Origin of the sequence: Sphingomonas sp. Ant H11, from assembly GCF_000797515.1 — a bacterium.
Taxonomy (GTDB): Bacteria; Pseudomonadota; Alphaproteobacteria; order Sphingomonadales; family Sphingomonadaceae; genus Sphingomonas.
In genome coordinates this window covers 1-11,862 of record NZ_JSBN01000053.1, presented here as the reverse complement: position 1 = coordinate 11,862, position 11,862 = coordinate 1, and the positions used below count along the sequence as shown (strand labels likewise).

General features: G+C 65.7%; 7 protein-coding genes and 4 pseudogenes. 6 read left to right on the top strand and 5 right to left on the bottom strand.

Going from position 1 to position 11,862, the window contains the following annotated elements:
* On the top strand, positions 1-358 hold a 358-nt coding region (locus NW75_RS11035; RefSeq protein WP_033965265.1), incomplete at its 5' end, for an alpha/beta hydrolase.
* Between the two features lie 293 nt (positions 359-651).
* Here the strand turns inward: NW75_RS11035 and NW75_RS11030 are convergent.
* Both NW75_RS11030 and NW75_RS11025 read right to left on the bottom strand, forming a co-directional pair.
* Positions 652-1,722: an LLM class flavin-dependent oxidoreductase gene (locus NW75_RS11030; RefSeq protein WP_033965264.1), complete on the bottom strand. Its 1,071-nt coding sequence runs from the start codon at positions 1,720-1,722 to the stop codon at positions 652-654.
* On the bottom strand, positions 1,719-2,627 hold the full coding sequence (locus NW75_RS11025; protein WP_033965263.1) for an aldo/keto reductase: 909 nt from the start codon (positions 2,625-2,627) through the stop codon (positions 1,719-1,721). The genes NW75_RS11030 and NW75_RS11025 overlap by 4 nt, the downstream gene beginning before the upstream one ends.
* A gap of 36 nt (positions 2,628-2,663) precedes the next feature.
* On the opposite strand from NW75_RS11025, the gene NW75_RS11020 reads away from it, so the two are divergent.
* The 3 genes from NW75_RS11020 to NW75_RS26395 all read left to right on the top strand — a co-directional run bounded on the left by NW75_RS11020 (position 2,664) and on the right by NW75_RS26395 (position 6,233).
* Positions 2,664-3,740 carry a Gfo/Idh/MocA family protein gene (locus NW75_RS11020; RefSeq protein WP_033965266.1) on the top strand — a complete coding sequence of 359 codons (1,077 nt, stop codon included), beginning with the start codon at positions 2,664-2,666 and terminating at the stop codon, positions 3,738-3,740.
* 100 nt (positions 3,741-3,840) lie between these two features.
* Positions 3,841-5,538, top strand: coding sequence for a TonB-dependent receptor (locus NW75_RS11015; RefSeq protein ID WP_231565138.1), 1,698 nt, complete (start codon positions 3,841-3,843; stop codon positions 5,536-5,538).
* Positions 5,448-6,233, top strand: coding sequence for a TonB-dependent receptor (locus tag NW75_RS26395; RefSeq protein ID WP_231565137.1), 786 nt, complete (start codon positions 5,448-5,450; stop codon positions 6,231-6,233). The genes NW75_RS11015 and NW75_RS26395 overlap by 91 nt, the downstream gene beginning before the upstream one ends.
* 28 nt (positions 6,234-6,261) lie before the next feature.
* On the opposite strand, the pseudogene NW75_RS11010 reads toward NW75_RS26395, so the two are convergent.
* Positions 6,262-7,468, bottom strand: a pseudogene (locus tag NW75_RS11010) (MFS transporter).
* 212 nt (positions 7,469-7,680) lie between these two features.
* Between NW75_RS11010 and NW75_RS11005 the strand changes: the two are divergent.
* A pseudogene (locus NW75_RS11005) lies at positions 7,681-8,723 on the top strand (YeiH family protein).
* A gap of 46 nt (positions 8,724-8,769) precedes the next feature.
* Here the strand turns inward: NW75_RS11005 and NW75_RS11000 are convergent.
* Complete coding sequence (locus NW75_RS11000; protein ID WP_033965262.1) at positions 8,770-9,777, bottom strand: LacI family DNA-binding transcriptional regulator; 1,008 nt, start codon at positions 9,775-9,777, stop codon at positions 8,770-8,772.
* 70 nt (positions 9,778-9,847) lie between these two features.
* Positions 9,848-11,475 (bottom strand): annotated as a pseudogene (locus NW75_RS10995) (alkaline phosphatase D family protein).
* A gap of 86 nt (positions 11,476-11,561) precedes the next feature.
* On the opposite strand from NW75_RS10995, the pseudogene NW75_RS10990 reads away from it, so the two are divergent.
* Positions 11,562-11,862, top strand: a pseudogene (locus NW75_RS10990) (DUF2029 domain-containing protein); the annotation flags it as partial.

The window sequence follows — 11,862 nt, the reverse complement described above, 5'->3', positions numbered from 1 at the left end:
CGCCGCGCCGATCTACGCCGTGCAGGCGATGACGGCGGACCTCGCCCATGCTGGCTCCCGCGCGCTGCTGCTGGGGCCATCGCCGAGCGCGGCGCTGGAACGGGCGCACTCGACCGCCGCCAACGTGTCGCCACGCACGCCGCCCTGCTTCCTGCTCCATGCCGAGGATGATGGGGTGGTGAAGGTGGAGAACACGCTGGCGTTTCGCGCGGCGTGCGTGCGCGCGGGCGTGCCGGTGGAGATGCATCTGTTCGCCCAGGGCGGGCACGGCTTTGGCCTGCGCGGCACGGTGGGCAAGCCGGTGGCGGCGTGGCCGGAGTTGTTCTTGAGCTGGGCGCGGACGCAGGGGTTTGGGTGACGCCTCCTCATAGGAATTTCGCGCGAGGGTTGGGTGGCTCGGCTGCCGCTTCTCAAACCCTTCCCGAGAAACAAGACTTGCCCCGGTGCCGATGGACCTGCCCTGCGCTGGCCGAGCGGTGTCGCTCGGCGAGGCGGGGGGATCATGCGAGATAGGTTCGCACGGCGTTTCTTTGAACTATCCCCTTCCGTTCGTTTCGAGCATCGTCGAGAAACCCGGCACAGCGCATGTGGCTGTTTCTCGACTTCGCTCGAAACGAACGGGTTACGGTAGTGTGATCGCCCTGTTGAGGGTCACCCCATCAAAAGCCCATGCTCGATCTTCGGCAGCACGTGCCGCGCGAACAGATCGGCTTCGGCGGCGTGGGGGTAGCCTGAGAGGATGAACGCTTCGATGCCCATGCCGCGATAAGCGTTGAGCTTGGCGAGCACTTGATCGGGATCGCCGACGATCGCAGCGCCACAGCCCGAGCGGGCGCGGCCGATGCCGGTCCATAGGTTGGCTTCGGCATAGCCGTCATCGCCCGCATTTTCGCGCAGGGCGGCTTGCGCGGCGACGCCAGCCGACTGCGAATCGAGCGATTTGGCGCGGATCGCGGCACCTTCGGCTGCGTCGAGCTTGGAGAGCAGGCGGTCGGCGGCGGTGCGCGCTTCGGCTTCGGTCTCGCGCACCACGACATGCGCGCGGTAGCCGAATTTCAGCGTTCGCCCATAAGCGGCGGCGCGCGCGGTCATGTCGGCGATGATCGCGGCGACGGCCTCCTGCCGGTCGGGCCACATCAGGAACACGTCGGCACCCTTGGCGGCGGCGTCGCGCGCATCGGGCGAGAGGCCGCCGAAATAGAGCAAGGGCACCTTGCCCGAGACGGTACGCAAGCGCGGCGGATCGACCTTCAGCTTCCAGAACTCGCCATCATGGTCGAGCGGCTGGCCGTTGAGCAATGTGCGCAGGATGTGCATCGCCTCGACCGTGCGGGCGTAGCGCGGCGCGGAGCCGAGCGTCTCGCCGGGCATCTCCGACGAGATGATATTCACGCGCAGGCGACCGCACAGCATCTGGTCGATCGTCGCGATCTGGCGGGCGAGTTGCGGTGGCCAGCTTTCGCCGACGCGGACCGCCATCAACAGAGCGAGGCGGCGCAGCATCGGCGCGATCGCGGCGGCAAAGGCGGTGGTGTCGATGCCCAGCGCATAGCCCGAGGGCAGCAGGATATTGTCGAAACCGCCGGTCTCCGCCTGCAGCACGATGTCGCGGCAATGCGCCCAGCTCGATTGCAGTTGCGCATCGGGGACGCCGAGAAACTCGTAATCGTCATCGCACAAAGCGGAAAACCAGCTGATTTCGCAAGGCGGCAGCGCGGTCATGGCAGGCGCTCCCCGCGCGACGCGACCAGCACGTCATACCAGCTCTGGCGGGTGAAGCGGACCTTATAGACCTCGGCGATCTCGGCGATGCGCGCGAGATTCTGCGTGCCGACGATCGGGATCGGGCGCGCGGGGTGCGCCATGATCCAGGCATAGGCCGCCGCGGCGCGCGAGACACCCGCCTCCTGGGCGGCGACATCAAGCGCGACCGCGACCGCTTTCGACCGGTCATCCTCGGGCGCGCCGATCCGGCCGCCGCCGAGCGGCGACCAGGCGAGCACGGCGATATCGCGCTCCATCGCCAGATCGAGCAGGCCGTTTTCGATCGGCCCCAGTTCGAGCGGCGACAGTTCGGGCTGGAGGCTGGCGAGCGGGATCGTCAGGAAGGATTCGAGCGCGCGCGTCTGCGCCAGCGTGAAGTTGGAGACGCCGACCGCGCGGACCTTGCCGGCGCGCACCATGTCCTCGAGGGTGCGCGCGACTTCCTGCGGGTGGGCGAGGATGTCGGGGCGGTGGATCTGGTAGAGATCGACCTGATCGACCCCGAGCCGGGTGAGCGAGGCGTCGAGCGCTTGGCCGAGATACGCGGCGCTTTGGTCATAGGGGAATGGCGGGCGGATGCCGCCCTTGGTCGCCAGCACCATCTGCGCGGCGAGGCCGGGGGCTTCGGCAAGCACTTGCCCCAGCAGCAGTTCGGCATCGCCAAAGCCGTCGGCACCATCGAAGCCGTAAATGTCGGCGGTGTCGAACAGCGTCACCCCGGCGGCGAGCGCCGCCTCGATCCGTGCGCGCGCTTCCGCTACCGTCGCATTGGCGAAACGCCACATGCCCCAGGCGATCGGGCTGACCTGCACTCCGCTCTTGCCGAGGGCGCGCAATTCGGGTGTAAGTATGATTTCAGACATCGTTGTCATATAGAGGCGAAGACCTTAATGGAGCAAGTGCGTTACGGTCTGGTCGGCACCGGCATGATGGGGGTCGAGCATATCACCAACCTGGCGATTACGCCGGGGGCGGTGGTGACCGCGATTGCCGATCCGGTGGCGGAATCGATCGGTTGGGCGACGGCGGCGCTGGGCGATCGTGCGGGCGCGGCGGCGGTGTTCGACTCGGTCGAGGCGCTGGCGGCGAGCGGGCTGTGCGACGCGGTGATCGTGGCGAGCCCCAATTATACGCACCGCCGCGTGCTCGAGCCGTTGTTCGATGCCGGGCTCCACATCCTGTGCGAAAAACCGCTGGCGACGACGCTCGACGATTGCCGCTGGGTGGTGGCGCGCGCCGCGCAGAGCGACCGCGTGTTCTGGACGGCGATGGAATATCGCTACATGCCGCCTGCCGCCGCCTTTATCGAGGAGATCAAAGGTGGCGCGATCGGGCGGTTGCAGATGCTGTCGATCCGCGAGCATCGCTTCCCGTTTCTGGTCAAGGTGGCCGACTGGAACCGCTTCAGCCGCAACACTGGCGGCACGATGGTCGAGAAATGCTGCCATTTCTTCGACCTGATGCGGCTGATCACCGGCAGCGAGGCGGTGCGCGTCTATTGTTCGGGCGCGATGGACGTGAACCATGTCGATGAGCGTTATGGCGGCGAGACGCCCGACATTATCGACAACAGCTATACGACTGTGGATTTCGCGAACGGCGTGCGTGCGTTGCTCGACCTGTCGATGTTTGCCGATGGCGCGGAGAATCAGGAAGAGATTACCGCCGTGGGGGACGCAGCCCGGCTCGACGTGCTGATCCCGGAAGGCGCTTTGGTGCATTCCCCGCGCGTCGGCTTCCGCAACGCCAAGCAGGTGACGCGGCGCGTGATCGAGGTCGACCAGGCCGCGCTGGACGCGGGGAGCCATCACGGTTCGACCTTCTACCAGCATCAGCGCTTCAACGCTGCGGCGCGCGGGGCGGGGCCGGTCGAGGTCACTGCGCGCGATGGCATGATGGCGGTCGCGATCGGCACCGCCGCCGAGATCAGCGCACGCGAACATCGCGTGGTGGAGATGGCCGAACTGGGGTTCTGACGCCAAGCCGAGCTTTACGGCGGACAAGTATGACAGCGATGTCCGATCCGCGAAAAGAATAATACCCATCGCCAAGATGGGATTTCGAAGGAGGGATAGGATGAAAGCACTTTACCTGACGGGTGCGGCTGCGCTCGCGCTGGTGGCGGCCTCGCCGGGTTCCGCACAGACTGCGCCCGCGGCTGCGTCAGCGAACCAGCAAGCAGAGGGCGACCCCGGCGACATCATCGTTACCGCGCAGAAGCGCTCCGAGCGTTTGCAGGACGTGCCCCTCGCGGTCACCGTTATCTCGGGTGATGCGATCGCCGCGCAGGGCAAGACCAGCCTGGAGGGCGCGCAATATCTGGTGCCGTCGCTCAATTTCCTGAAATCGGGCACGACGCTCAACCAGTCGCTGTTCCTGCGCGGGGTCGGCACCTCGACCTTCTCGATCGCGGGCGAGCCGTCGATTTCGACGGTGGTCGATGGCGTGGTGTATAGCCGCGCGGGCGAAGCGTTTGGCGACCTGGTCGATGTCGACCAGATCGAAGTGCTGCGCGGGCCGCAAGGCACGCTGTTTGGCAAGAATGCGAGCGTCGGCGTCATCAACATCATCTCGAAAAAGCCGACCGCCAGCTTTGGCGGCTATGCCGAGGCGGGGTTCTTCACCGACAGCGAATATCGTGCGCGCGCCGCGATCAACGTGCCGATCGGGCAAAATGTGCGCTCGCGGCTGACCGGCTTCTACACCAATTATGACGGCAATATCCGCAACGTGACGACCGGCAAGCTGGTCAACGGCTTCGAACATTATGGCGGGCGGTTGCAGGTCGATGCCGATGTCGGGTCGAACGTGAAGCTCGCCTTCATCGCCGATTATCACCGCAACAATGATGATTGCTGCGGTGAGGTGATCGCAACCGGGCCGATCAACACCGCGACGGGTGCCGTCACCACCAATGCCTCCAGTGCCGCTTTGCCGACGCCGCGTGGCACCGATACCCGCGAACTCGCGCAGAATCTGACGACGCGGACCAAGGAAACCGGCTACGGCTTCTCGCTCCAGGCCGATATTCAGGCGGGGACGCAGACGGTCACTTCCATCACCGCCTATCGCAATTACAAGAATACCGAGATCCGCGACGGCGACTTCCTGCCGGCCGCCTATATCGGCTTCAACCAGCTTCACGATTTCGGGCCACAGACTGGCGACACGTTCAGCCAGGAAATCCGGCTGACCTCGCCGGGGCACCAGTTCCTCACCTATGTGCTGGGCGCATATTATTCGCGTGCGGCGAGCGAGCGCATCTTCACGCGCAACGATCAGGTCTGCACGTCGGCGGTGACGCCCGCGCCGACCGCGCTGACGCCGTGTTCAAGCGCGTCCGCCAACCCCTCGACCTTTCCGACCGGCACCGCCGATTTCGGCTCGGTGTTCAAGAACGTCGCGCTGTTCGGGCAGGGGACGCTCAACATCAGCGAGCGGTTCCGCGTGATCGGTGGCTTGCGCTATACGGTCGACCAGCTCGACGTGTTCCATTCGCGTGCCACCACACTGGCGGGGCCGGGGATCAACGCCAATTTCGATCAGGGCGTGTATAACGAATATATCCGGCTGGTCGCGCTGGGGGTTTCGCCGACGACAGCCGCGTCGCAGGCGGTGAGCGCTTCTAACGGCGTGCCGTTCCGCGCCAAGCGACCAATGAGAACCTGTCGGGCAAGGCAGGCGTGCAGTACGATATTTCGCATGGCTCGACGGCGTATGCGACCTATGCGCGCGGCTATAAGGGCCCGGCGTTCAACGTGTTCTACAATCTGACCGCGACCGGCACCAATGTGATCGCGCCGGAAACCTCCGATTCCTATGAGATCGGGCTGAAGAACACGCTGCTCGGCGGCAAGCTGACGCTCAACCTCGCCGCATTCTACGCCAAATATAAGAATTTCCAGGCGAACAATCCGGATCTGGTCGCGGGCGTGGTCGTCACGCGCTTCACCAATGCCGGCGACGTGTCGACCCGCGGGGTGGAACTCGATGCCACGCTGCGGCCGGTGCGCGACCTGAGCATCACCGGCGGTGCTGCCTATACCGACGCGCATGTCGACAAGTTCAACGCCCCCGCTGGTTCGGCGACGATTCCGGCGGGCACGCCGCTTGGCTTTGCGCCAAAGTGGAAGGGCAATGTCAGCGTCGATTATCGGCTGCGCACCGGCGGCTTTGCCGATGTGCTGCTGGGGGCGCAGGGATCGTATCAGAGCAGCGAGCTCGGGCTGTTCGCGGCCGATGCGGTGCAGCGGCAGTTGGGGACGATCGGGGCGTACAGCCTGGTCAACCTCGGTGCCGGTCTGGTCAGCAAGAACGATCGCTACAAATTGACCTTCCAGGTGCGCAATCTGTTCGACAAGAGCTTTGCTGCGGCGATCGCCAATGGTGGACCGGGACAGGCCTATCGCTACCAGATCCCGCGCGATGCCGATCGCTACTTCGGCGTGACCGGGCGGGTGAATTTCTGAGCCTTTGATCCTCCCCGTGCGGAGAGGATCACGGTGTCGGCCTGATCACCGGGATCAGGAGGTGTATCGCGAGCAGCGCGACGAGATACGACCCCGCGCAGATTGCCAGCGCGGGGGCGTAACCCCAGCCGTGCGACAGCGCATAGACCTGAAACTGGATCATCCCGATCGAGCACAAATTGCCGCAAAAGGCGGCGATGCCGATGCGGGAGCCAACCGCGCGGGCGGGGGTAATGTCGGTCGTTACGCCGAACACGTTGGTCGAAAAGCCCTGATGCGCGAACAGCACCAAGCCGAGGAGCAACGCCGCGACCCATGGATTGTCGACCGACTGGACGAATATCACTGGCAGCACGAGCAGCGCATAGCCGAGCATCGTCAGCTTGCGCGCGCGGTTGACGCTCCACCCGTGCGCGATCAGCCGTGTCGGCAAATAGCCGCCGGTCAGCGCGCCGCACGCCGCCATCCCGTAAACCAAGGCGATCGGCAGTCCGAGCGTGCCCTGTGGCAGGTCGAACAGCCGGTGGAACAGATCGGGCAGCCACAGCAACATGAAGAACCACACCTGATCCGACAGCACCTTGGCGATGGCGATCGCGGCGGTCTCGCGTGAGCGCAGGATGCTGAGCCACGGCACGGGGGCGGGTGCCACTGCGTCGAGCGCGATGGGCTTGATGCGGATCGCGAACCATATCGCCACCCATACGACACCAACGCCCGCCCGCGACCAGGAATGCCGCCTGCCAGCCATAAGCGACGGCAAGCGCGGGGATGAATAGCGGCGTGACGATCGCGCCGATATTGGGTGCGATGTTGCCGATGCCCAAGGCGATCTGCCGGTCCTTATGGTTGAAATAGGTCGCTGCGGTCTTCACCGCGGCCGGCGTGCCCACCGATTCGGCGATGCCGAGCACGATGCGCGCGGCGAAGAAAGCGGGGACGGTCGCGGCAAAGGCATGCGCCATGCCAGCCAGGCTCCAGACCAGCACGCCGAGCGCGAAGCCCAGGCGCAGGCCGACGCGGTCGAGAAACCAGCCGGTGCCGAGAAAGGCAAAGGCGGTCGCCACCTGGAAAGCGGTGCCGAGATTGGCATAATCCTGGTTGGACCAGCGGAATTGCGCTTCCAGGGTGGGTTTGAGCAGCGCCAGGATCTGGCGGTCGACATAATTGAGCATCACCGCGACGAACACCATCGCGACGATGATCCAGCGTGCTGCGCCGCCGCGTAGTGCCATTGATCCGCTCCCGGCTTTATGGAGACAGCGTTGTCACAGAAGGTGGGGTTCGGCTAGGTCCAAAAGGTGCTGGCACCGGGCTTGTCCCAAGCGCGACCGGGCGGCAAGAGGTGCCGTGCGGTGTGCGGCACGGTGGCCCCCGGGACAAGCCCCGGGTGACGGAAGAGGCGGCAAAGACGATGGCGATTTCCCGGCAAACCCGCCCGCTTCCGATGGCTGCCGACCTGTATGGCGATTTGTACGGTGCCATCGAGACCGCGCCCAAGCATGACTGGCGCGGCTATGCCCCCGGGCTGGTGGTGGTGCTGATGGGTACGCTGGCCGCCGGGTTCCTGTCTGATCATTATGGCGTGCCGCTGACGCTGATGGCGTTGCTGATCGGCCTGTCGCTCAATTTCCTCAGCGCCGATGGGCGACTGACGCCGGGGCTGGCCTTTGCCTCGCGCTCGCTGTTGCGCTGGGGGATCGTGCTGGTCGGAGTGCGGGTGACGGCGGGGCAGATCGTCGCGCTGGGGCCGGTTGCCTTGCTGTGCGTCGTGGGCATCGTCGCGGCGACGATGGCAGCGGGGGTGTTTGCGGCGCGGCGCTTCGGCTTCGATACCGCCTTCGGGTTGCTGGCGGGGGGGATCGGTGGCGATTTGCGGCGCGTCGGCGGCGATGGCGCTGGCGACGACCCTGGGCGAAAAAACGCACCACTCAGGCGCAACTGACGCTGGTGCTGGTCGGCATTTCGGCGATGAGTGCCTCGGCGATGATGCTGTATCCGCTGGTGGCACATGCCTTCCACATGAGCGACCTGAAGGCAGGGTTCCTGCTGGGCGCGTCGATCCACGATGTCGCACAGGCGTTGGGCGCGGGCTATTCCTATTCGGACGGAGCCGGGGCGATCGCGGCAATCGTCAAGCTGACGCGCGTGGCCTTGCTGGCTCCGGTGCTGGCGGTGGTGGCGATGGGCCTGGCGCGCTGGGGTGGCGGCGGCGAGGGACACGCCAAGGGGCCGGGCGTGCCGTGGTTTGTGATTGGGTTCTTCGTGCTGGCCGGAATCAATTCATTCGGCGTGATCCCGGCGGTGGTCGCGACCGGCGCGGAGCGGGTTGCGGCGGCAATGTTGGCAGCGGCGGTGACGGCGACCGCGATCCGCTCACCTTTGTCGCAATTGTTGGAAGCGGGGCCCAAGCCGTTGCTGGTGATTTTGGCGGCGACCTTGGTGGCGTTCGGCCTGGCGCTGGCGGCGGCGCTACTGTTGATCGGGTGATCGTTTTGCGCTGCCTCCCCTCCTCGGAAGGGAGGAAATGCCGCGCTTATTGTGTTGCCGCGGGCCCGGTCGATTCGCGCACGATCAGCTCATAGCCGACTTCGCGGCGTTCGACCGGTGCATGCGCGGGCGCGAGCAGCAGGTCCGCTGCCTGATACGCCATTTGCCGGGTCGGTTGGCGGATGGTGGTGAGCGGGGGCCAGACGAAGCCTGCCAGCGCGGTGTCGTCAAAGCCCGCGATCGAGAGCTGCCCCGGTACGGACAGGCCATAGCGATGCGCCGTCGTCAGCGCCCCCGCCGCCATGTCGTCGCTCGACGCGAACACGGCGCTTGGCGGTTCGGCGAGCGACAGCAGCGCCGCCGCCGCCGCCGCGCCGGAGGCGAAATCATAGCTGCCCTCGCGGACCAGCACGGGATCGAAGGCAATGCCCTGCTGCCCGAGCGCAGACGCATAGCCCTGCAAGCGCTGGCCGCTGGTGGCATAGCTCGGATGCCCGGCGATGAAGCCGATCCGCCGGTGTCCGAGCGACAGCAGGTGCGCGGTCATCGTCGCGGCGGCGGCAGCGTTGTCGATGAAGGTCGAGGGGGCGAGATCGAGCGCGCTCCCCGGCGAAACCCGCACGAACCGCACCCCGCGCCGTTGGAGCAAGTCGAGCACGTGCGGATAGTCCGATACGGGCGGGGTCAGAATCAGGCCATCGACATGCGTGGCGTCGACCAGATTCTCGATATCGTCGAGCAAGGTGGTGGAATTGCGATCGTACGGCTGGGCGATCATCCGCACCCCGTCCGCCACACAGCGATCCCGGATGCCCGATTGCATTTCGTAGACATAATAAGGGCTGGGATTGTCGCAGATCAGCGCGATCTGGAAACTGCGCCGCCCGGCAAGCGACCGTGCCGCGACATTCGGGCGGAAGTTCAGTTCGGCTACCGCCGCCTCGACCTTGGCGCGCGTTTCCTCGCCGACATAGCGCTCCTTGTTGAGGACGCGCGACACGGTTTTGATCGAAACCCCCGAAACGCGAGATACGTCCTTGATGGTTACGCGCAAAGTCGCCGCTCCCGAAAGCCCCGCTGGTGTGGCGCACGGGTGTGCCGCACCAGCGGGGCATCGGCAACCGTCATGCCATGATATTGCGACCGCGCTGGACCGTGGCGCTGTGGCCGATGCTGGCGGCGGGAGTATGGGCCTTGATGGTATCGACCATGATCCAGTCGTTGCTCGCGCGGTCGGGCGTGAGCGTCATCGCCATATAGCCACGGCGCGAGGTGTCGCACCATTTCAGCTCCTTATTGGCGCGCACCAGCGTGGCGGCAATCACCTTGGGGTCGGTCTTGCTGGCGGCTTCATAGCCCGGGGACGTCACCGAATGACCTGCGAATTCGACCCCGGCAGGCTTGCCGTCCTGCGCCAGGTCATAGGCCCAGGCGTTGTGGCTGTCGCCCGACAGCACGATCAGATTGGCCCCTTGCGCCTGCGCGCCCTTCAGGAAGCGCGCGCGGGCGGCGGGGTAGCCGCCCCAATTGTCGTAATTGAACGGCAGTCCCAGCTTGGCCGCAGCAACGCCCGCCAGAAAATAGTTTTTGGCGCGCGCGGGGGCATCGGGTGCCACCCAGGCGAGCGCATCCTGCGGCATCACGGTTTCGCCCATGATCGTGCCGAAGCCGACCACTTGCCAGCGCTGGCCCTGGCGGACCGATTGCGCGAGCGCGTGGCCGAGCCAGCTTTCCTGCTGCGACCCCATCATGGTGACGGCCGGGTCCGTCCACGCGCCATCGCGGAAGTTTTTTTCAGCGCGGCGATCGGGTCGTTCGCCTTGAACAGCGGCGCGACGTCAGGCTGCTTGGTACGCGCGAGCAGGCGGGTCTCGGTGCGGAACAGCGTGGCGAGCGTGCCGATCTCATAGGCCTTCCACGGCTCGTCGGACACCGGCATCCATTCGCGATAGGCCTGGATCGAGGCGGCGCGGCGGGCATTCCAGTCGCCTTCGTCGGGCTGGTGATTCTCGGCCCCGCCTTCCCAGCTATCGTTCGCCGATTCGTGATCGTCCCACTGCACGATCATCGGCAATTTGGCGTGCAGCGCCATCAGATCTGGGTCGCTGCGATAGCTGGCGTAGCGGATGCGGTAGTCGGCGAGGTGGAGCAATTCGGTCGCGGGAAGCGGGGTGCGTCCGGTGACCTGATCCTTCAGCGCGGGATAATCGCCGGTGCGATATTCGTAAAAATAGTCGCCGAGATGGATCGTCAGGTCGAGATCGTCGCGCGCCGCCGCATGGGCATAGGCGTTGAAGAAGCCATAGGGCATGTTCGAGCAGGAAAAGGTCGCGGTGCGGAAGCGGTCGACCGGGCCGACGGGCAAGGTCTTGGTCGTGCCGACGGGCGAAAAGCTGCCGTCGGGCGCGACGAACCGGTAGTGATAGGTGCGACCGGGGGCGAGGCCGTCGACGGTGATCTTGGCGGTGAAATCACGCCATACGCCCGTGATTTGCGATCCGCCCGCGACGACCTTGGCGAAGTCTGGTGTTTCGGACAGTTCGACGCGCAGTTCGGCAGTGTCGCCGCTGGCGGGGACGTAGCGCGTCCATAGCAGCATCGAATCGCCGGCGGGCTCACCGCTGGCGACCGAATGGGTGAAGCCGCGCGCATTCGCGACCGAGGGGCTTTGCGCAAAGCCCGGCACCGCGAAAGCGCCGAGCCCGAACGAGCCGGTGAGCAGGAAAGAGCGGCGGTCGATACGAAGCGTCATGGGGCATCTCCAGCTGATCGCGCGTTCCTGCGCCATCGATATGGCGTCTGCGTGACAGTGAGATCTGCCTTGGCTAAGGCCGGGGCATGGACGAGCGAAGGACCGATCCGCTGGTGTTCCCCTGGCGTTATGGCGCGGGCATCTTGATATTCTTCGCGCTCTGCGCGCTGCTCCGCTCGGTCGATCATGACGAAAGCCAATATGTTGCGGCGGCCGTGCTGACCGCACATGGTTTTCTGCCGTTCCGGGATTTTGCCTATCTGCAGACGCCGTTGCAGCCGTTCCTGTTCGCGCCGGTCGCATGGCTGGCGGGGCCCTGGGTGTGGCCCGCGCTGCGGCTGGTCAATGCTACGCTCGGCGCGGTGCTGGTCTCTGGCGCGCGGCGCG